Below are 21,763 nucleotides of genomic sequence, written 5' to 3'. Positions count from 1 at the left end.
ACAAAGCCGGGTTAGAAGGCATGGGCGAAAAGGCTATAGGTGCGCCATCCAACCGGAACGATGCGGCCTGCGCCGTAGGGATGACCACGTTGATGAAGTGCTCGTGGATGTTGACCAGGGATTTGGAGGTGATCGTCGCTTCTGTTACCCCCTGTTCTACCGGTGCCAGCATCACGGTTTCCGGCTCCCCTTTTGTCTCATCCCAGTCGCGGTGAAAGTACTGCGCAACAGCAATGGGCTTATCGGCCACAATGTGGCAGGCCGTTTCGCTGTCGAACTGGATAAACTCCCCCGCCCCGATGGTGACCGGGGCTGCGTTGTTGATGCTGACCTTGGTGTTGCAGTAGGCGGCCACTACTTTGTAGGTATGGCGGACTCCACTGTTCATTAGGGGTGCTGATACGTATTCCTGGCCCCACAGCCGTACCGGGAAAAGCTGCTGGTGATAGCTGTCTACTTGCCGGATGGGAGTCCGATTAGGTGACATGTTGCGGGAGTTTGCGAACACAGCAATCCTTTTCCGGCCATGCTTGCCGTCGCTGATGGACCTGACCTTGCTGCCTGTGGCGTCTACCTCCCCGGAATGCATGGTATACCTGTCTCCTGCCATCATACGAAGTGTGAAAGGCTGATGGGCAGGCAGATTTAGGTCATTACTGAAAGTTGCTGTTACCTCTACCAGGGTGTTGTCTTCCACCGCCAGTATTTCATAAGAGCCACCAGAGGCCCCGGGATACTGGTAACGAAGCTCCTGGTTTAGGGTAAAATACTCATAGCCTAATATGGCCGTAGGATAAAGCTGCGTTGCATGTTTTCGATACTCTTCGGAAGGTATACTTATCAGTAATTCAACGGGCTTTTCTGATGTTACGTGAACCCCCTCGTTATGAATACTCCCTGAAGTGCCACCTCCATAGAAATAAGTCATCAGAAAAGCTTTGGTTTCCCCTGCAGCTACAGAAAACCGGGTGACATGGCCTGTAGCCGGCAGTTCTACCTTAACGGTAGTAGCATACGCTGATGAAACATAAAGCGTAGGGCCGTCTGTATTTGATTCGCTACGACAGATAAACCAGAAGTCGGTGCCGGTTAAATAGGGCTGCTGCGCAACGGCAAGGTATGGCAGCAGAAACAGGATAAGGTTCAGCAGGTACCCTTTCCTGGTCACGGCAGCGCCCAAGAAACGGGTAGAGGGCAATAAGTTGGTTTTCAAGGCTAAAAATTGATTCTTTGGATATACAATTATCCAAATATATTTAATGTTAGCAATTTATGGTTGGCTTGTATTAAATGTAGTTAGGTATAACTAAAATCAGGAAGGAGTTACAACCTCAAACTATACAGCTATAAAATCTTCATCAGTAGTTCTTTTTGGCCTCTACCGGGTACACGCTACAGAAGACCTACTACTCGGAAGTGCTTATGGCTTGTATAACTATAGTAGCTATAGTTTAAGGCTTCAGCAAAAGGCACCAATTTCTTTACCAACTTCTCATTAAAAAATTACTCAACAGATTTGTTACCTGTCACGTAACAAGTTATAATTGCAGCATGATTGTCAGTTTCAAGCATAAGGGTCTGGAGCGCTTCTTCCTGAAAGGTGATGGCTCTAAGTTACAGCACGCACACTTGGGTAAGATCCGTCTGATCCTGGCAGCACTTCATGCTGCCATCACTGTGCAGGATGTGAATGTACCGGGTTGGGATTTACACCCACTAAAGGGCAACCTGAAGGACCACTGGTCAGTGAAAGTAAATGGAAACTGGCGTATCACTTTCCGCTTTATAGGCGACAAGGTAGAAGTACTTGATGTAAACTACCAGGATTATCATTAACCAGATCAGCAAATAATAAAAGTACATATTATGCTCATGTTCAATCCCCCACATGCTGGGCAAATCCTTCGGGAGTATGTAAGCGGCACAGGAAAATCAGTTACAGAAATTGCGTTGAGCTTAGAGATAAGCCGAAAGAACCTGTCTATGATCTTAAATGAACATGCCGGTATCAGCGCAGAGATGGCCTGGAAACTGTCTGCGGCCTTTGGCACCAGTCCTGAGTTTTGGCTTAACTTCCAGAAAAATTATGACCTATGGCAGGCGAAGGAAAAAGTAGATGTATCCAGGATTAAAAACTTGCTTAACACAGCTGCTTAACGACTCTTACACGTAGAAGCAGGCACTGAATTATTTCTCCCAATCAAACAGTACCATCTAGGATGGTAAGCTTATGCCCAATTCTTAAAAAACAAAGCGGTGAATACCTTATCCATTCACCGCAAAACTGCGGAGAATAAAAAACTATAGCTCCGAGGCTCACAGGAATAAAAAAGGACGCCCTGTTCAGGAGCGTCCCTTTTTATAGTTTGCTATAGTTGTGTTACTCGTTGTACACCACATGCAGCACTGTTTGCCCAACTGCCTTTAAGGTTTTCGGGCTGATGATGGCCATGCTGTCGGAATGGCGGTGATGGTAATCGCCGAAGAAGTCACCGTCTATGCTGCTCATGTTATACTCAATGATGTCGATCATCGGGATCTTGGCAATTGCGTTAATATAGGCGTGGTCGTCGGTAATTCCCGGGGCGTTTACGTATTTAAAGTAATCAGGATAACCCAGTTGGTTGCCGGCTTTCCATACTTTGTCTACCACGTTTTTGGCGTATTGCATTGATGTTCCTTCGCGGGCGAAACGGGCATTTTGTGCACCTACCATATCCAGCAGAATGCCGTACTTGGCCTTATAGTTTGGCTTGTGCATGTTGCGGCTCCAGTACTGCGAACCAAGGCACCAAGTATCGTCCTGGTAAGGCAGGTCGCTGTTATCCGGCTGGCCATAGTCTTCGCCATCAAAAAAGAACAGGTCTACGCCTACTCCTGGTTTCTGCTGCGCTTCGTTTATAGTTCGGGCAATCTCCAAAAGTACCGCTACGCCGCTCCCCCCATCGTTTGCGCCATCTATCGGCTTATTCTGGTTGTTGGTGTCTTTATCGGCAAAAGGGCGTGTATCCCAGTGGGCGGCCAGCATCACGCGGGTGCCGGCTTCCGGGTTATACGACGCGATGATGTTGCGTAAATTCAGCATAGTACCATCAAATGCACGCATTTGGAACTCCTGCACCTGCACATCAGCGCCATATTCTTTTAACTTGGCAATGATCCAGTCGCCGGTTGCTTTATGTGCCTGTGTATTGGGCACACGCGGACCGAACGCTACCTGCTTTGCCACAAATTTGTAAGCCGAATCGGCATTAAAATCCGGTGCCTGCACGCCGGTTGGTTCAGCAGCCTCATCTGCAGCTACGGTGCTCTGTTCCGCACCGCCTTTTTCAGCCGAGTCGCAACTATAGAGTGCCAGTGCGCTGCCCAAAACTATAGTTAACAGGTTCAATTTATTCTTCATAAGCCCAGTCGATACCGGTTTTTAAATCTTTAATTACAATGCCCTGCTTCTTCAGTTCCGCCCGGATAGCATCTACTTTATCGTATGCCTTGGATTCCTTGGCCTCTTTGTAGAACTGCAGTACCAGGTGCAGCATTTCCTCCTGGTCGCCGAGCGGTTCTTCTTTCAGGCCCAGTATATCCAGCACCAGCGTGTTGTAAGCTTCCCGCACCGTATCAAATGTTCCTCGTGTGAGACTTCCGATCTGTAGCTGCCCTAAGAACAGGCTGTTGATCTTTTTAAGCAGATTGAACAGCGACGCTATAGTTCGGGCCGTGTTCATGTCATCGTTCAGGCCACGGAAGCAGTCTTCGGTCAGTTTCAGCAGTTCTTCGTTCAGTTTCTCGTCTGGCGCAGCAGCTTCTTCCGGGTATTGCAGTTTGGCCAGCACACGCAGGCCGTTCATCAGTTTGGTGTAGCCTTTGCGTGCTGCCTGCAGGGCCTCGTTACTGAAATCAAGCGTACTTCTATAGTGTGCCTGCAGTATAAAAAAGCGCACCGTCATAGGTGTATAGGCCTGCTCCAGCATCTGGTGGTTGCCACTGAACAGCTCGCTCAGGTTTATAAAGTTACCCAGCGATTTGCCCATCTTCTGCCCGTTCACCGTGATCATGTTGTTATGCACCCAGTATTTGGCGCCGTCGCTGTGGTCGCAGCTGGCCTGGTTCTGCGCTATTTCGCATTCGTGGTGCGGGAACATCAGGTCAAGTCCGCCACCGTGTATATCAAAAGTGGTACCTAAGTATTTGCGACTCATGGCCGAGCATTCCAAATGCCACCCCGGGAAGCCGTCGCTCCACGGCGAAGGCCAGCGCATGATGTGCGACGGCGATGCTTTTTTCCAGAGGGCAAAGTCCAGCGGAGAGCGTTTTTCTTCCTGCCCCTCCAGCTCACGGGTATTGGCCATCAGGTCCTCTACAATCCTGCCCGAGAGCTTGCCATAGTTATGATCTTTGTTATAAGCCGGCACATCAAAATACACCGACCCGTTCACTTCATAGGCAAAGCCATTGTCCAGTATCTCCTTTATCATCTCTATCTGCTCGATGATGTGGCCTGACGCGCGCGGCTCAATGTCCGGCGGCAAGGTATTCAGCTTTTCGAGGTCGCGGTGGTAGATGTTGGTGTAATGCTGCACCACTTCCATCGGCTCTATCTGCTGTGCTTTGGCTATTTTCTGGATCTTGTCTTCTCCTTCGTCGGCATCGTTCTGCAGGTGGCCTACGTCGGTAATGTTGCGCACAAAGCGTACTTTATACTTCAGGTATTTCAGGTAACGATACAGCACATCGAAGGTAACCGCGCTGCGGGCGTGGCCTAAGTGCGGCTCGCCGTAAACCGTTGGCCCGCACAGGTACATGCCCACAAACGGAGCGTGCAGCGGTTCAAATATTTCCTTCTTGCGCGTAAGCGTATTATACAGGTTCAGTTTCTGTTGCATAGTATAAGTATAGGCACCAGCAGCGCCGCACTTTATAGTTTAGTCAGCCTGTTGCGGCCGGTCAATTATCGTTCAAAATTAATAAGATTGCCTGCTAAGTCCTAACGCTGCGCAGCTTCCAGCACATACTTTGCCGAAATCGGGAAGTGATCGGAAAGCCCCATTTCGTAATGCGTTTCGAAATCCACGGCTTGCAGGCCCTCGCTGTAAAACTGGTTATCAATGCGCAGAAAAGGCAGCGGACCATTATACGTTGCGCCCACGCCAGAGCCGGCTACTACAAAAGCGTTCTGCAGATTACGGGCAAGCACACTATAGGTATAGCTGGTCGGTATGTCGTTCAGGTCGCCGCAAACTATAACCGGGTGTGGCGATTCCTTTATGTGCTCCAGCAATTTCTCGGCCTGGTGGCTGCGGGCTACAAAGCCTTTTTTCAGGCGCCGGGCCAGGTTGCGGCCTTCCTTTTTAAAGCTCGCTTCATCGCCTATAGCCGAGTAAGTATTTTCAATGTCCTGCGACTTGATGCTCATGGATTGCAGGTGCGCCGTGTAAACCCGTACTGTATCGCCTTTCACTTTGATATCGGCCCAGATGGCACGGTTGTGGTTCGATTCGCCAAAACGGATCACGCCCTTATCAACTATAGGATAACGCGAAAAGATAACTATACCAATATCGGCTTTATTGCGATCGACGTACGAAACTGAAAAATAGCGGTACTTATCGTAGCGGTTGCCGATGCGGCTGATGGTGTTGTAGGTGTTGGAGCCACGGTTGCTGTAAAACTCCTGCAGGCAGTACACGTCGGCGGGATGCGTGGCTACCCAGTCTACCATTTCGCTGGAAGCTTCGCGCTGCGTGCCGTCGGTATCGGTGTAGGCATTGAACACATGCACGTTGTAGCTCAGCACCTGCAGTGTTTTAGCCCCATCGGGCACTTTGGCATCGCCAAAATTGAAAGCCATTAAGCGGTTATAGTAGCCCCAGCCCAGTATGATCACCAGCAGCGGCAACACCAGGAACCATGAGCGCTTTATCAGCCAGTATACTAAAAAAAGCAGGTTAAGCAGCAACGCTCCCGGCAACGACAGGGCAACGAACCCGGCAGGCCAGAACTCATGTGGCGGCACACGCAGGCACAGCACACCCAGCAGCACCCAGAACACTACCAGAATGTTAAGGATGAGCCAAACTCTGCGCCGTATTTTACTGAATGTACCAGGCATAAAACAAACATACAAAGAAACCCTTGATGTATGCTATGCCCGCTACAGAAAATGCAGCAGCAATTTTATTATTACCTTTGCCATCAGAACTATAAGTTAAGCCGTACTGTTACATACAGGCACTTATTCCGTCTGCTCTCACGCCCTGCTACAGAAAACAGCTGCACAACTTACTCAGAAACTATAAATTAATATAGCCGTTAGGGGTGCATATTGTATATATAATGTTTTTGTAGTAAATTTGTGAAATTATTTCCGAGGAGATGAGGGGACACGAAGTCCCCTTCTTTATTTGTTATACTTTAAACAATGGCACTAAGCGCAACAACCATACGCGAGATGGCGGAAGCAAGTCTTCCAGACAGCGACCTGTTTATAGTAGATGTGGCCGTGTCGGACTCGGCAGTGAGACCCAAGATTACGGTACTGGCCGATGGCGAGCAGGGCATTACAATTGACCAGTGCGCAACTATAAGCCGCCGCATAAACGCTAAAATAGCAGAGACCTTTGGCGAGGAGCTGTCTTACGTACTGGAAGTAAGCTCGCCGGGCGTAGATTTTCCGCTTACCCAGCCAAAACAGTTTATGCGCAATGTGGGCCGCAACCTGAAACTGAAACTACAGGACGGCACCGAAGTAACCGGCAAGCTGGACGAAGTGACCGAAACCGGCTTAAACCTGACACAAGAAATAAAACTAAAAGGCAAAAAGGCAACGTATGAGCCTGTGCAAATACCTTTCGGGGAGATTGTAAAAGCAAATGTTGTAATATCATTTAAATAAAAAGATAATGAACAGTTCAGTCCTGATCGAGTCGTTCGCTGAATTTGCGAAATTCAAGAACATAGACCGCCCGACCATGATGCGTATACTTGAAGACGTATTCCGCACCATGATCCGTAAAAAGTGGGGCACCGACGAGAACTTTGACATCATCCTGAACGTGGAGAAAGGTGACCTGGAGATCTGGCGTAACCGCGAGATCGTGGACGACAACTCTGAGGACATCTGGGATCATGATAAGATCGCCTTATCGGATGCACGCAAGATAGAACCTGACTTTGAGGTGGGTGAAGAAGTATCGGAAGAGATACAACTGGAGGACTTTGGACGCCGCGCCGTACTTACTGCCCGCCAGACACTGATCCAGCGCATCAAGGACATGGAGAAGGAACTGCTGTTCCAGAAGTATAAAGACCTGGTAGGTGAGATCATCTCCGGGGAAGTATACCAGGTTTGGAACCGCGAGGTGTTGCTGCTGGATCAGGAAGAGAACGAACTGCTGATACCGAAAGGCGAGCAGATACCAAAAGACCGTTACCGCAAAGGCGATGTAGTGCGTGCTGTTGTTCAGCGCGTTGAGATCGTAAACGGTAATCCGAAAATCATACTTTCACGTACATCTCCAACGTTCCTGGAGCGTTTGTTCGAGAACGAAGTACCGGAGATCTATGATGGCCTGATCGCTATTAAAAAAATAGTGCGTGAGCCGGGCGAGCGTGCCAAGGTAGCCGTAGAATCTTTCGACGACCGCATTGACCCGGTAGGTGCCTGCGTAGGTATGAAAGGTTCACGTATACACAGCATCGTACGCGAACTGGAGAACGAGAACATCGACGTAATTAACTATACCGATAACCTGGAACTATACATCCAGCGTGCGCTTAGCCCGGCTAAGATCACCAGCATGAAAATAGACCAGGAGAATGGCAGAGTATCTGTGTTCCTGAAACCAGACCAGGTATCGCTTGCAATTGGTAAAGGTGGCCAGAACATTAAGCTTGCCAGCCGCCTGGTAGATATGGAGATCGACGTGTTCAGAGAGTCTGAAGTATACGAAGAAGACATCAGCCTGGAAGAATTTACGGATGAGATCGAAGACTGGGTAATTGCAGAATTGCGCCGCATCGGTCTGGATACAGCCAAGAGTGTACTGGCCGTGAGCAAGGAAGACCTGCTGCGCCGTACCGAGCTGGAAGAAGAAACCATCGACGACGTGCTGGCCATCCTGCGCGAAGAGTTGGAAGAAGAAGACAATCAATAGTTGTAGGTTGTGCCCTATTCGTATAATTTTGAAAGAAATTACCGAAGGCACACCATCCCTTACCGGGTGTAAGGGCAACGGATAATTAACAATAAGAATAAAGACAGCATATTAGAACAAAATGGCAGAAGAACAAACAAGGAGGCTTAAACAGGTTGCGACTACGTTGAACATTGGTACATCTACCATTGTGGACTACCTCTCTGCTAAAGGTTTTGACGTGGAAAACAGACCCACTACCAAAATCACGGCAGAGCAGTTCAATATGCTGGCTAAAGAATTCGCATCCTCTATGCAGGATAAAATAGAGGCTGAAGAACTCAACATTGGTAAAAAGCCGCAGACCAACCAGGTAGTGGACACAGATGTGCACCACCACGAGGTTAAAAAGCCGGCAGAGCCAGAACAAGAGATCTTTATAAAAACGGTACACCAGCCGAAAGCAGAAGCGGCCGAGCCAAAAGCTCCTGAAGCGCCGGCTCCAACGCCAGCCCCTGCCCCTGCACCGGCTCCGGAACCTAAGTTGCCAGGCATAAAAGTGTTAGGCAAAATAGACCTGGATGCCAAAGGCAACCCGATACCGAAGCAAGCGCCAAAGCCGGCACCTGCACCTGAAAAACCTGCTCCGGAAGTTGAAAAACCGGTTGCAGAAAAGCCAGTGGCAGAAAAACCTGCTCCGGCGCCTGCACCAGAGGCACCTGCTGCTAAACCGGCAGAAACGCCTGCTGCAGCAGAAAAACCAGCTACGCCTGCGCCAGCGCAACCGGCAGCACCTGTAGCTGAAAAACCTGCTGCTCCCGCAGCTCCGGCTACCCCGGCAAAGCCAACCGAACAGGCAGCTCCGGCTGCTGCTGCGGCGGCACCTGCCACTCCTTCAGAACAAGATACAGAAGCAATAGAAACAATTACAGCAAAAGCCGACCAGTTAAAAGGCCTTACTGTACTGGGCAAGATCGAATTACCAGACAGCTCACGCAGAAAAGGCACCAAACCGGTAGCTTCCTCAGACGACAGGAAGAACGGCAAGAAGAAAAAGCGCAAGCGCATTATAGTACCTACTGAAGGTGGTGGTCAGCAACCCGGACAACAGCAAGGCGGCGGACAAGGACAAGGACAAGGCCAGCGCCCTGCCGGAGGTCCGCAGCAAGGTGGCGGTCGCCCGCATGGTGGAGCACCACAGGGCCAGCGCCCGGGCGGTGGCAAAAACCAGCAACGCGGTACCTTTACTCCTCGCCCTGAAAAAGCAGAAGTATCTGACAAGGAAATTCAGGAGCAGATTAAAGCCACACTTGCCAAACTTAGTGGTGGCAAAGGTGGTGGCGGTAACCGCGCCAAATATCGTCGTGAGAAACGTTCGGCTATTGCGGATGCAACAGAAGAGCGCCGCATGATGGAAGCCGCAGAGTCCAAGACACTGCGCGTAACCGAATTCGTGTCGGCAAACGACCTGGCAGCCCTGATGGACGTGAGCGTGAACGACGTGATCAAGGTATGTATGCAGCTGGGCATGTTCGTTTCGATCAACCAGCGTCTGGATGCAGAAGCGATCACGATCATTGCAGATGAGTTCGGTTACAACATCGAGTTCATTACAAGCGAAGACGAACAGGCACTGGAAACGATAAGCGAAGAGGATGAGGACAGCCTGGAAGAACGTGCACCGATCGTAACGATCATGGGTCACGTTGACCACGGTAAAACATCCCTGCTTGACTACATCCGTAACGCAAACGTAACAGCCGGTGAGGCCGGTGGTATTACCCAGCACATTGGTGCATATAAGGTAAAAACCGAAAGTGGCCGTACTGTTACGTTCCTGGATACGCCTGGTCACGAAGCCTTTACAGCGATGCGTGCCCGTGGTGCCAAAGTAACGGACGTGGTAATTATAGTTGTAGCCGCTGACGACTCGGTGATGCCGCAGACAAAAGAAGCGATCAACCACGCGCAGGCAGCAGGCTCCCCAATTATTATTGCACTTAACAAAATAGATAAGCCACAGGCTAACCCGGATAAAGTTCGTGAAGAGCTTGCTCAGATGAACATCCTGGTAGAAGAATGGGGTGGTAAATACCAGTCGCAGGAAGTATCGGCCAAAACCGGCCAGGGTATAAACGACCTGTTGGAAAAGGTATTGCTGGAAGCCGAATTACTGGAACTGAGAGCAAACCCGAACAGAAATGCAGTAGGTACAGTAATTGAAGCAGCCCTGGACAAAGGCCGTGGTTATGTAGCTACCGTACTGGTACAAACTGGTACACTGCGCGTTGGCGATGTGGTACTGGCAGGCTCGCACTACGGTAGAGTTAAAGCCATGACCGATCACCGTGGCCGTAAAATGAAAGAAGCAGGTCCGTCTACCCCGGTTCAGTTACTGGGTCTGGATGGCGCACCGCAGGCCGGTGATAAGTTTGTAGTGATGGAATCGGAGCGCGAGGCCCGTGAAATTGCTTCGAGCAGAGCACAGGTACAGCGTGAGCAGAGCTTACGTACACGTAAGCACATTACCCTGGATGAGATCGGACGTCGTCTGGCGATCGGTACATTCAAAGAGCTTAACGTGATCGTGAAAGGTGACGTGGACGGATCGGTAGAAGCACTTTCTGACTCATTACTGAAACTATCTACACCGGAGGTGCAGGTAAGCATCATTAACAAAGGTGTGGGTGCTATTTCTGAGTCTGACGTGTTGCTGGCATCTGCCTCTGATGCGATCATCATTGGTTTCCAGGTACGTCCGTCGCAGAACGCACGCAGGCTGGCCGAGCAGGAACAGATTGATGTGCGCCTGTACTCGATCATCTACGATGCGATAAACGAAGTGAAGGATGCCATGGAAGGTATGCTTGCTCCTACCCTGAAAGAAGAGATCACTGGTAACGCCGAAGTACGCGATGTGTTCAAGATCACGAAGGTGGGTACTATTGCAGGTTGTATGGTGACAGATGGCACTATCCAGCGTAATGCCAAGGTACGCCTGGTACGCGATGGTATTGTAGTACACGATGGCGAGATCCTGGCACTGAAACGCTTCAAAGATGATGTTTCAGAAGTAAGACAGGGCTACGAATGTGGTATCAGCCTGAGAAACTACAACGACATACAGGTTGGCGACGTGATAGAAGCTTATGTAGAAAAAGAAGTGAAGCGTACTCTATAGTTCAGCTTCAGAGAATAAACAGAAAAGCCACTGAGAGATCAGTGGCTTTTCTGTTTATAACTATAAATAAAAAATTAACGTCTGTTGCGGGCTAACTGCCGTTTGTCGCGGCGGTGCTTTTTGTGCATCTCCTTTTCCTTTTTAAGGATCTCTTTCATCTTTTTGCTGTTCTTGATGCGCTTCTTGTCAAAAACGGATTTGCGGCCGCCTTTCTTTTCGTAAGCGTTAAAGCGTTTATCCAGTCCCTCTGCCCGCTGCCCTACTTCGTCGGCGGCAGCGCCACGGGGAGCGGTTTTGGCAGTGCCCCAGAATTCGTCCTTGGTCGAGCTCATGGTGTTGGGTGCCGTTTGTGCCGAAACCTCCGAAAAGGCCAGCATAAACCCAAGGCTAAAGAAGGTGAGCAGTAGTTTCTTCATGGGTACAAATTGATAGTATCAGTAAATATAACGGAGTAAAATCTAAAACAGGTATATAACAGCCTGTTTAACAGTAAAAAAACTATAGAAGTTCGCCTAATCGAATTTATAGGACAGGCCAATGCCCAGGCTTTCTTTTAGCTGCAGGCGCGGCTGCCGTATATCGGAGCCATCGTCGTTCTGGCCAGTCTTTATCAGGATGTCGTCGTCGTAAACCATGTGCAGGAAAATGCTGGCCGACAGGAAGCTGTTCACTTTCAGGTCTACCTGGTTTTCCCAGTTCATGTCAATATTTTTAGGATTGTGCAGGTAATTCGAAAAAAGATCGAGCTTGGACTGAAGTACCACATTTTTCAGTACCTCGTTTTTGTAGCGTACATTCACAAAACCACCAAACTCTTTTCTGAAGTTCTGACCAGTACCGGGAATCGGGTTGCCTAAGGCGTCTTTTTCAGCTGCTTCTACCCCAAACGCACCGGCATCGGCCAGTTTCTGATCGTGCACAATGGTAAACTTACCGGTAACCGGCGAGATAAAAACCGATAGTTTATCGTTCGGCTTATAGTCCATACCCAAGGAAGCCAACACCGAAGCCGGCGACAGGAAATTAGACAGAAGTGTATCGCGGGAGACTGTATAGGTAGGCGTTAACTGGCTCCGGAAATTAACCTGTGCCGAGTAAAACCAATCCGAGGTGGCCTGTCTGCCATACTTTATGTTCAGTTCCAGCCGGTCGTCGCTCTTCCGGATGCGCTGGTTCTGCAGTTTTATAGTTCCGTAGGTAAGGCCCAGCGTGTTGTTCCAGGTGTTCTTTCCTTTTTTATAGTTCCCGAACACATTGGCGATGCCCAGTACCGATAAGGAGCTCTGGCCGCCAGCAGCCCAGTTACTTAAACTTACCTGGCTGAAATTTATAGTTCCGGTGCCGCCAAAGTCCCAGTCCTCGCGGGCGGTTTCAAGTGAGTCGGTCAGGGTGTCCTGAGCAAAAACTGGTTGCAGGCTAACTATAGCTATCAGTAATCCTGCTACCAGGTAACGTAGAATTTTAAGCATAAGATAAGGGTGTTACGGTAGCTGCCTCAGGCGCCGGGACGGTTCTTCAGAATATCCCGGATCTCTGTGAGCAGCACTTCTTCTTTATTTACAGGTGGTGCAGGGGCAGCAGCTTCTTTTTCGCGCAGCCGGTTAATTGTGCGCACCAGCAAAAAAATAGCAAAGGCGATGATCAGGAAATTGAACACCGACTGCAGAAACATGCCATAGTTGATAGAAACTGCCGGCGCAACTATAGCTCCGTTCTCCACTACGGCATCTTTCAGCACCAGTTTCAGGCTGCTGAAATCTACCTGGCTGATAAGCAACCCCAGCGGTGGCATGATAATATCATCTACCAGTGATTTTGTGATCCCGCCAAACGCAGCGCCAATTACTACACCCACAGCCAGATCAATGACATTGCCCTTGACGGCAAACTTCTTGAATTCTGTTAAAAAGCCCATCGTACCAATAGTTCATCGTTTATCAGAACTTAAATATATAAAAATTTGCTATATAACATGGTTGGCATAAACAGCTAAACTATAGCGGGCCGCTGCACAACACCGTATAATTAAATCAAATCACTATATTTGTGGTTTAAACAAAGAAATTACAGAGAGCTGAAAATAACCTATGGCTACGTACGAAAACCTGTTGCTGAACTTACAAAATGGCATCCTGACGATAACTATAAACAGAGCCGACAAGCTGAATGCGCTGAACATTGACACAGTGCGCGAGATAAAAGCAGCGATGCAGCAAGTATATGACGACGCAACTATAAAAGGCGTGATCATAACCGGTGCAGGGCAGAAAGCTTTTGTAGCCGGTGCCGATATTGCCGAAATTGCGGAGCTGAGCGAAGTAAACGCACGCAGCTTTGCCGAGCGTGGTCAGGAAATCTTCAGCATGATAGAGGACTGCAACAAACCTGTGATTGCAGCCATAAACGGTTTTGCCCTGGGCGGCGGTTGCGAACTGGCCATGGCCTGCCACATGCGCGTAGCTACACCAAATGCAAAATTCGGACAGCCGGAAGTTAACCTGGGTCTGATACCGGGTTACGGCGGCACGCAGCGCTTACCATTGCTGATTGGCAGAGGCAAAGCCCTGGAACTGATGCTGACCGGCGACATGATAGGTGCCGACGAAGCCAAAGCGCTTGGCCTGGTAAACCACGTGGTAGCACCGGACGAATTGTTCACTACCTGCGAAACTATCCTTCAGAAAATAATGGGCAAAGCGCCGCTGGCTATCGGGCTGGTAATTGAGTGCGTAAATGCCGTGTTCGACAAAGAAGAGAACGGTTACCAGACCGAAGCAAACTCGTTTGCCCGCTGCTGCGCCTCCGAAGACTTTGTAGAAGGAACCAACGCCTTTCTTGAAAAACGCAAACCTGCCTTTAAAGGCCTATAGTTTAACCTAAGTCCCCGACCTTAGATAGTAAGATGAGTATAGCCAAGAAACTGGTCGGGCAGACTGCTGCCTATGGGTTAAGCAGTATAGTTGGCCGCATGCTCAACTATTTGCTGGTGCCCGTTTACACCGATGCTTTCCTGCCTCCGGAATTCGGTGTAATGTCGTACCTGTATGCGTTTGTTGGCTTTTTTAACGTGCTGTATACCTATGGCATGGAGACCGCTTTTTTCAGGTTTGCCAACAAGCCCGGTGCCGACCAGCACAAACTATACAACCAGGTCCTGAGCATTATCCTGAGCACCAGTGTGTTGCTTTCGGGTATTATTATGCTGCTCTCGGGCCACATTGCCGACTATAAGGATTACACGGCACAGGAACAGAACTATATTATATGGCTGGCTGCCATCCTGGCCATTGATGCTATAGTTGCCATACCGTTTGCCTGGCTCCGGTTGCAGAACAAAGCTGTGAAGTTTGCCTCCATCAAAATGGCGAATATTGTGATCACGGTGCTGGCTAACCTCTTCTTCCTGTGGTTCTGTCGCGAAATTTACAATGGCACTTTTCTGCAGGGCCTGCGCCCGTTTGTAACTATAGTTTACAACCCCGACTTCGGTATCGGCTACATTTTTCTTATTAACCTGGTAGCCAACGCGCTGCTGATCCCGATGCTGTGGAAAGAACTTCGCATTTTCAGGTTTGAGCTGAACCCAGATGTACTGCGCCCGATGCTGGTGTATGCTTACCCCCTGATGCTGATGGGCATGGCAGGCATGGTAAACGAAATGATAGACCGGATTCTGCTGGAAGACTGGTTGCCCGAAGGCCTTTACCCTGAGCATAGCAACAAGGCTATAGTTGGTATTTACAGTGCCTGTTACAAACTATCTATCTTTATGACGTTGGTGATACAGGCCTTCCGGTATGCAGCTGAGCCATTCTTTTTTTCGCAGGCAGAAGACAAGAACTCGCCGCAGACCTTTGCCCTTATCATGAAGTGGTTTGTGATTGCCTGTGCCTTTATATTCCTGTTCATTTCTGTTTTCCGCGACGATTTCGGTTACATTTTCCTACGAAAACCAGAGTACCGCGAAGGCCTGATGGTGGTGCCGGTACTGCTACTGGCAAACTTGTTTCTGGGCGTATATTATAACTTGTCGGTGTGGTTTAAGCTTACCGATAAAACAAAGTATGGTACTTACATCAGCTTTGGCGGCGCTTTTGTAACTATAGCCGGCAACCTTTTGCTGATACCTGTGTTGGGTTATATGGGCTCGGCTATTGCTACGCTGGTATGTTACTTCAGCATGGCGCTGGCCAGCTACCTGTTGGGCAACAAACATTACCCTATTCCTTACCCTGTTAAAACTATAGCCGGCTACATACTGCTGGCTGCTGTCTTGGTATGGGTAACTATAGTTATTGATATCGAAAACTGGTGGGTGCGCCACGCCTTTAACCTGGCTGTATGCCTTGCTTTTGCAGCTATCGTCTGGTTATTCGAGCGCAAGCGCCTGCTTAAACTATAAATCTTTTATTTTCAGAAGATGAACAACAAGAACCTGGCAGTTAACGTCATTAACCAATCAAAGCACGCTTTGCCGCATTACCAGACCGAACACTCGGCTGGCATGGACCTGCGCGCTAACCTGGATGCACCCGTAACCTTAAAGCCGCTGCAACGCGCTCTTATCCCGACTGGCCTTTTCATAGAGCTACCCGAAGGCCACGAGGCACAGATTCGCCCGCGCAGCGGACTGGCATACAAACACGGCATTTCGATCGTTAACACCCCGGGAACTATAGATGCCGACTACCGTGGCGAAATAAAAGTATTGCTCGTAAACCTCTCGGACCAGGATTTTGTGGTGGAAGACGGTGAGCGCGTAGCCCAGATGGTAGTAGCAAAATACGAGCGCGTAGCCTGGCAGGAAGCCGAAGCGCTATCAGATACCGAGCGCGGCGCCGGCGGCTACGGCAGCACAGGAACGAAGTAGTGTGTAGTTATTGGCTGTTCGTTATTAGTTGTTAAATTTTGATCAAACTATAGCTATAGAAAACCAATAACGAACAACTAACAACAAATAACTAAAAAATAACGCTGCGGCTTAGTTGCTGTGGTATTCAATAAAACTTAACAAAAACTAAAGAAATAGCTATGAGGATAATTATACCGATGGCAGGCATGGGCAAACGCATGCGCCCACATACGCTTACTGTACCTAAACCACTTATACCTATTGCCGGTAAACCAATTGTGCAGCGCCTGGTAGAGGACATTGCCAAAGTTTGCCACGAGCCTATCGAAGAAGTTGCTTTCATCATCGGGCATTTCGGCGAGCAGGTGGAGAACGACCTGAAAGAGATCGCCACCAAGATAGGCGCCAAAGGAACTATAGTTTATCAGGAAGAAGCCCTGGGCACGGCGCACGCCATTATGTGTGCCAAAGACTCGCTGGAAGGTAAAGTAGTGGTCGCCTTTGCAGATACACTTTTCAAAGCTGACTTTAAACTGGATACCAACTCGGATGGCACCATCTGGGTACAGCGCGTAGAAGACCCGCGTGCTTTTGGCGTGGTAAAACTGAACGAAAGTGGCGAGATCACGGATTTTGTGGAGAAACCGCAGGAGTTTGTATCGGATATGGCCATTATCGGTATCTATTACTTCAGAGATGGAGCGTACCTGCGCAGCGAGCTGCAGTACCTGCTGGATAACAACATCATGGACAAAGGCGAGTACCAACTGACCAACGCGCTCGAGAACATGAAGAACAAAGGCACCCGTTTTATTCCGGCAGTTATCTCAGAATGGCTGGATTGCGGAAATAAAAACGCAACTGTTTATACTAATCAACGCTATTTAGAGTATATAAAGAATGAGCAGGGCCTGGTAGCCGCAACGGCTAAACTGGTAAACTCAGTGGTTATTCCGCCGGTATATATTGGAGAGAACGTAGTGATAGAAAATTCTGTAGTAGGGCCGCACGCATCTATCGGCAACAACAGCAGTTTAACTAATTCCATCGTAAGCAACTCCATCGTACAGGAGAATACTTCGATCAAAAACGGGAACATAACAAACTCAATGTTAGGCAATTTTGTTTCCTACGAAAGAAGCCAGTCGGACCTGAGCCTTGGCGACTACAATACGCTTTTAGAATAGGATTAACATGATAACCAAGTTCAGAAATATCGTTCTGGCTACGTGCTGTTTCGCTCTGGTAGCGACCGGTGCTGCCACTGCCCAGTCGGGCAAAAAGAAAGGCAAAGCACAACAGGCCACTGCCACCGAAACACCTGCCCTACAGCAGCCTTCGGAGCAGGAGCAGCAGATAAGCGAGTCGTTGTTTCTGGACGGGATGAAACATTTTATGCTGGAGGACTATGACAAAGCCCTCCAGCTTTTCCAGAAGGCATATACTTTAACGCCGGATAACGCGGCCATCAACTATAAGCTGGCCGAAACTTACATGGTGCTCAAAAATCCGCGTGCAGCAACCCCGTTTGCACAAGCCGCAATTCTGAAAGAGCCCAAAAATCCGTATTACTACCTGCTGCTGGCCCAGCTCCACACCGACCAGAAACAGTTTACCGAAGCCGCCCAGGCCTACAACGACCTGATGCGCAATGTACCGGACTCTGACCAGTACCTTTTCCAGTTAGCTGACCTTTACCTGTCGCAATCGAAGTACGCCGATGCCCTGAAGACCTATGAGCGCATCGAGAAAAAATTCGGGCCCATGGAGCAGCTCAGTGTAAACAGGCAACAGATCTACCTGCGCCAGAAAAACATTACCAAAGCTATTGAAGAAGGTGAAAAACTGCTGGCTAACAGCCCCACCGAGATCCGTTATTTTCTGGCACAGGCCGAACTATACAATGCCAGCCAGCAAACCGATAAAGCTATAGTTACCCTGCAGAAGGCCCTGCGCATGGAGCCCAACAACCCCTATGCTCACCTGATGCTATCGGACCTGCACCGTCAGAAGGGAGACCGAACCCAATCTGAAAAAGAAATTAAGCTGGCTTTTGCGAGCCCAGAGCTGGACATCGACACCAAAGTACGCATCCTGGTAGATCTGATCCGCCAGTTGCCGAACCCTGAGATAGAAGACGTATCGCTGGAGCTGGCCGACCTGACCATACAAAGCCATCCCGAAGAAGCCAAAGCCTTTGCCGTAGCCGGCGACCTGCAAACTATAGTTGGCAAAAAAACACAGGCCCGCAACAATTACCTGAAAGCCGTTAAGCTCGACGATTCTCATTTCAAGATCTGGCAGCAGATTGTGTTGCTGGATGCGGAACTGAACGAATCGGCAGCGCTGGTGGAGCACTCCGAAGAGGCACTGGAGCTTTTCCCGAACCAGGCCATTTTCTGGTTTTACAACGGCACCGGCCACCTGATAGAAAAGAACTACGACAAAGCTGTGAAGGCACTGGAGCATGGCAAGCGCCTGTCGGCGGCGGAGCCGGAACTGGTGGCACAGTTTAACATGCAGCTGGGTGACGGTTACAACTCCCTGAAAGACTATAAGCGCTCGGACGAGGCGTATGAAGCCGTGCTGGCGCTTGATGCCGATAACGAGCACGTACTCAACAACTATAGTTACTTCCTGTCGTTGCGCAACCACAACCTGGAAAAGGCAAAAACAATGGCAGGCCGCCTGGTGCAGAAATACCCCAACAACCCTACCTACCTCGATACCTATGCCTGGGTGCTGTACAAAGCCGGCGATTATAAAAACGCGCTGAAGTACCTGGAGCAGGCCATTGCCCTGTCTGACGACGCAACTATAGTAGAACACTATGGCGATGTGCTGTTTAAACTGGGGAAAAAAGAGGAGGCTATTGCGCAGTGGCAGCGTGCCAAACTAAAAGGCGAAGCTTCTGCGTTTATCGATAAAAAGATAAAAGACAAAAAGCTCTATGAATAAAAGCCTGCTCTGTTGCCTGTTCGCCCTTTTTGTACTGGCAGGATGTAAAAAAGAAGTAGTGCCCACCGATGCCGCCACCGTTACCGAAACCGTTGGCCGCGTATCTGTCCAGAATATCGATTTTAATTACCTGACTGCCAAAGGCCAGCTGAAACTGGAGGGCAATGGCGAAAGTACCTCCTCGGGCTATACCCTGCGCATGAAAAAGGACAGCGTGATCTGGGTATCGGTGCAGCCGGGCCTTGGCATTGAAGCTGCCCGCCTGATGATCACCCAGGATTCGGTGCTGCTCGTAAACCGAATTCACCGCGAAGTACTGGCTGCCAACTATAGTTACCTGAGCAATAAGTTTAAGGTAGACATGAATTACGATGTGCTGCAGGCCATACTGCTTGGCAACTACCAGCCACAGGGCCAGGAGAAGGTAATGGATGCCGACCAGCTGCAACACATACAGCAACTGCGTGCCAGCCTGCTGTTCGATTATTTTATTTCGCGCGGCAACCAGAAACTACAGCAACTGAACATAACCGACCGCCAGACGCAGAACACCATCAACGTGAAGTACGACAACTTTCAGGAAGTGGGCCAGGTAGCTTTTGCGCACCAGATGCAGGCAGCCGTGCAACAGGCGGGCCAGGCGTCCATGTTCACGTTAAACCACAGCAAAGTAACTATAACCGACGAAGTACTGAGCTTCCCGTTTGCTGTTCCTGCCGATTATAAGAGACTATAGTTTAATTAATTGCCCCTGCCCTTGGTACTTGCCCTATAGTTTTGCCATATTTGTAAACTCAGAGCAGCGTATATCCTAGTAAATGAAGGCCCTTTACAAACTAATCCTTCTCTTGCTTATAGTTGTGGTGCCGATTGCTGCCAATGCGCAGAAACAAAAATCGAAGGCACAACTGGAGCGGGAAAAGAAGGAAAACCTCACCCGTATTAAAGAAGCAAGCAGAATTCTGAAGCAGACCAAAGCGCAGAAGGAGGCCAGCATTGGCCAGCTGAATGCTATCAAAGAAAAAATAACGGTTCAGAAGGGCGTTATCAGCAATATCTCGCGCGAGATAAACTACATCGAATCGGATGTGGAGGAGACTGAAGGTATTGTGGGTGCCCTGCAATCGGATCTGGAGCAGCTGAAAGCAGAATACGCCGACATGGTGTATGCAGCATCCAAAACGGCCAGCAACTATAACAAACTGATGTTCCTGTTCGCTTCCGACTCGTTTAACCAGCTGGTGATGCGCCTGCGCTACCTGCAGCAATATTCCGAAGCCCGCAAAAAACAGGTGGAGCAGATTAACAAGGTACAGGCTGCCTTAACCGGCCAGTTAACCATACTGGAACAGAAAAAACGCGAAAAGAAAAACCTGCTGACCATACAGCTTACCGAAACCAAGAACCTGCAAAGCCTGAAAACCCAGCAGGACAGCGTAATACAACGCCTGAGCAAAAAAGAACAGACCCTGCAGCAGGAAGTAGCCAAACGCCAGCAGGCTGTTAAAAAACTGGATAACCTGATTGCCGACATTGTGCGCGAAGAAATTGCCCGCGCCGCCCGTGCTGCACGTGCCGCCGGCACCAAATCCAGCGGTAGCAGCAATAAAGTTACCCTTACCCCGGAAACAGCTCTTATCTCCAATTCCTTTGCCGGCAACAAGGGCAGACTGGCCTGGCCAGTAGAGCGTGGCTTTATTTCCGAAAGATTTGGCCGCCACAACCACCCGGTACTTAAAGGTGTTGTGGTAGAGAACAAAGGAATTGACATACAGACCTCGCAGGGAGCAACGGCCCGCGCCATTTTTGAAGGCAAAGTAGTAACCGTGGCCAGCGTGCCGGGCATGAACAACATTGTCATGATACAACACGGCGAGTACTTTACGGTGTATGCCAAACTAAAAACTGTGTCGGTGGAAACCGGCCAGACCGTTAAACTGAAGCAACCGATAGGCACCGTGTACACCAACGCCGAAGGCACCACCGAACTGCAGTTCCAGGTCTGGAAGAACAATGCCACCCTGAACCCGCAAACCTGGATCAGCCCCAAGTAAGCCTGTACCACAACAAAGCAAAAAGCCGCAACTATAGCTTTATAGTTGCGGCTTTTTATTTATTTCCGATTTGTGGAATAGTACTTTGAGATGGCCTGAAATAAAAAAACACCCTACAGTGCAGGGTGCCTTTCCAAGCTATGAAAACAAACTTAATTTTATATATCTAAGCCTACCTGAGATAAATCCCAGATCTGCCAGAAATACCTTACCAAGGTACAACATCTGCTCCACTTCTGCAACCTGTTACTGAGCGGTTTATACTTTCAAAAGTGGTTTCAGCGTAAATTCAGGAACTTCTCTCCTGATTCAGGACTACGTGTGTTGTCTCGTGTTATCCTATAATCAATTCCGGTGCCAAACTATGGCAATACCCCTAAACGACTGATTATTAATAGCAATATACGGAACACCTAATACTTGGATTCCCAAAACAGGAAATATTTTTACAGGAATGGGAAAAACTTTGCTGTAACTCGCAACTATAGAGCAGGTTTAAGCTCCTGAAAAAAATTAAAAAAAATTTTCAGGTTGGCGCCCGGCTATAGTTTATAACGCGAGGGCAAAGATATAAGGAAGGCCGCAT

The 21,763-nt window shown here is 49.2% G+C and carries 19 protein-coding genes; 12 read left to right on the top strand and 7 right to left on the bottom strand.

What is annotated here, in order from left to right; genetic code table 11:
* Window positions 1-1,213: IgGFc-binding protein (locus tag H7F15_RS18815; RefSeq protein ID WP_185198546.1), on the bottom strand; the 1,213-nt coding region annotated here is incomplete at its 3' end.
* Between the two features lie 338 nt (window positions 1,214-1,551).
* Here H7F15_RS18815 and H7F15_RS18810 point away from each other — a divergent pair.
* Together H7F15_RS18810 and H7F15_RS18805 are read left to right on the top strand one after the other, a co-directional pair.
* Window positions 1,552-1,836 carry a type II toxin-antitoxin system RelE/ParE family toxin gene (locus H7F15_RS18810; protein ID WP_185198545.1) on the top strand — a complete coding sequence of 95 codons (285 nt, stop codon included), beginning with the start codon at window positions 1,552-1,554 and terminating at the stop codon, window positions 1,834-1,836.
* Window positions 1,837-1,866: 30 nt separating this feature from the next.
* Window positions 1,867-2,157 carry a HigA family addiction module antitoxin gene (locus H7F15_RS18805; RefSeq protein WP_185198544.1) on the top strand — a complete coding sequence of 97 codons (291 nt, stop codon included), beginning with the start codon at window positions 1,867-1,869 and terminating at the stop codon, window positions 2,155-2,157.
* Window positions 2,158-2,380: 223 nt separating this feature from the next.
* Here H7F15_RS18805 and H7F15_RS18800 read toward each other — a convergent pair whose 3' ends face one another.
* The 3 genes from H7F15_RS18800 to H7F15_RS18790 form a co-directional block, all read right to left on the bottom strand.
* Window positions 2,381-3,403 carry a M28 family peptidase gene (locus H7F15_RS18800; RefSeq protein ID WP_185198543.1) on the bottom strand — a complete coding sequence of 341 codons (1,023 nt, stop codon included), beginning with the start codon at window positions 3,401-3,403 and terminating at the stop codon, window positions 2,381-2,383.
* Complete coding sequence (cysS, locus tag H7F15_RS18795) at window positions 3,393-4,883, bottom strand: cysteine--tRNA ligase (protein ID WP_185198542.1); 1,491 nt, start codon at window positions 4,881-4,883, stop codon at window positions 3,393-3,395. The genes H7F15_RS18800 and cysS overlap by 11 nt, the downstream gene beginning before the upstream one ends.
* Before the next feature lie 101 nt (window positions 4,884-4,984).
* Window positions 4,985-6,109, bottom strand: coding sequence for an endonuclease/exonuclease/phosphatase family protein (locus tag H7F15_RS18790; RefSeq protein ID WP_185198541.1), 1,125 nt, complete (start codon window positions 6,107-6,109; stop codon window positions 4,985-4,987).
* A gap of 309 nt (window positions 6,110-6,418) precedes the next feature.
* Between H7F15_RS18790 and rimP the strand changes: the two genes are divergently transcribed.
* From rimP to infB, 3 genes are all read left to right on the top strand, one after another.
* Window positions 6,419-6,892: a ribosome maturation factor RimP gene (gene rimP / locus H7F15_RS18785; protein WP_255481331.1), complete on the top strand. Its 474-nt coding sequence runs from the start codon at window positions 6,419-6,421 to the stop codon at window positions 6,890-6,892.
* A gap of 7 nt (window positions 6,893-6,899) precedes the next feature.
* The gene (nusA, locus tag H7F15_RS18780) at window positions 6,900-8,153 is read left to right on the top strand and encodes a transcription termination factor NusA (protein WP_185198540.1); all 1,254 of its coding nucleotides are present in this window, start codon (window positions 6,900-6,902) and stop codon (window positions 8,151-8,153) included.
* A gap of 121 nt (window positions 8,154-8,274) precedes the next feature.
* Window positions 8,275-11,313 (top strand): translation initiation factor IF-2, encoded by a 3,039-nt coding sequence (gene infB, locus H7F15_RS18775; RefSeq protein WP_185198539.1) that lies wholly within the window; start codon window positions 8,275-8,277, stop codon window positions 11,311-11,313.
* Between the two features lie 74 nt (window positions 11,314-11,387).
* On the opposite strand, the gene H7F15_RS18770 is transcribed toward infB, so the two are convergent.
* From H7F15_RS18770 to mscL, 3 genes are all read right to left on the bottom strand, one after another.
* Window positions 11,388-11,729: a hypothetical protein gene (locus H7F15_RS18770; RefSeq protein WP_185198538.1), complete on the bottom strand. Its 342-nt coding sequence runs from the start codon at window positions 11,727-11,729 to the stop codon at window positions 11,388-11,390.
* 96 nt (window positions 11,730-11,825) lie between these two features.
* Entirely contained in the window at window positions 11,826-12,782 is a 957-nt protein-coding gene (locus tag H7F15_RS18765; protein WP_185198537.1) for a DUF3078 domain-containing protein, read from the bottom strand.
* A 26-nt stretch (window positions 12,783-12,808) separates the two neighbouring features.
* Window positions 12,809-13,228 carry a large-conductance mechanosensitive channel protein MscL gene (gene mscL, locus H7F15_RS18760; protein WP_185198536.1) on the bottom strand — a complete coding sequence of 140 codons (420 nt, stop codon included), beginning with the start codon at window positions 13,226-13,228 and terminating at the stop codon, window positions 12,809-12,811.
* Between the two features lie 172 nt (window positions 13,229-13,400).
* Between mscL and H7F15_RS18755 the strand changes: the two genes are divergently transcribed.
* The 7 genes from H7F15_RS18755 (at window position 13,401) to H7F15_RS18725 (ending at window position 21,177) form a co-directional block, all read left to right on the top strand.
* Window positions 13,401-14,183 (top strand): enoyl-CoA hydratase/isomerase family protein, encoded by a 783-nt coding sequence (locus tag H7F15_RS18755; RefSeq protein ID WP_185198535.1) that lies wholly within the window; start codon window positions 13,401-13,403, stop codon window positions 14,181-14,183.
* A gap of 32 nt (window positions 14,184-14,215) precedes the next feature.
* The gene (locus H7F15_RS18750) at window positions 14,216-15,715 is read left to right on the top strand and encodes a polysaccharide biosynthesis C-terminal domain-containing protein (protein WP_185198534.1); all 1,500 of its coding nucleotides are present in this window, start codon (window positions 14,216-14,218) and stop codon (window positions 15,713-15,715) included.
* Between the two features lie 18 nt (window positions 15,716-15,733).
* A complete protein-coding gene (dut, locus tag H7F15_RS18745) occupies window positions 15,734-16,183 on the top strand; it encodes a dUTP diphosphatase (RefSeq protein WP_185198533.1) in 450 nt (149 codons plus the stop codon).
* Between the two features lie 161 nt (window positions 16,184-16,344).
* Entirely contained in the window at window positions 16,345-17,352 is a 1,008-nt protein-coding gene (locus H7F15_RS18740; RefSeq protein WP_185198532.1) for a sugar nucleotidyltransferase, read from the top strand.
* A 7-nt stretch (window positions 17,353-17,359) separates the two neighbouring features.
* Window positions 17,360-19,123 carry a tetratricopeptide repeat protein gene (locus H7F15_RS18735; RefSeq protein ID WP_255481330.1) on the top strand — a complete coding sequence of 588 codons (1,764 nt, stop codon included), beginning with the start codon at window positions 17,360-17,362 and terminating at the stop codon, window positions 19,121-19,123.
* Window positions 19,116-19,859 (top strand): DUF4292 domain-containing protein, encoded by a 744-nt coding sequence (locus H7F15_RS18730; protein ID WP_185198531.1) that lies wholly within the window; start codon window positions 19,116-19,118, stop codon window positions 19,857-19,859. The genes H7F15_RS18735 and H7F15_RS18730 overlap by 8 nt, the downstream gene beginning before the upstream one ends.
* A gap of 82 nt (window positions 19,860-19,941) precedes the next feature.
* Window positions 19,942-21,177: a murein hydrolase activator EnvC gene (locus tag H7F15_RS18725; protein ID WP_185198530.1), complete on the top strand. Its 1,236-nt coding sequence runs from the start codon at window positions 19,942-19,944 to the stop codon at window positions 21,175-21,177.
* Window positions 21,178-21,763 lie beyond the last annotated feature (586 nt).

The organism is Pontibacter sp. Tf4 (assembly GCF_014212495.1).
Taxonomy (GTDB): domain Bacteria; phylum Bacteroidota; class Bacteroidia; order Cytophagales; family Hymenobacteraceae; genus Pontibacter.
Note: the sequence above shows the minus strand (reverse complement) of the source record. Positions and strands in the feature narration are given on the sequence as shown.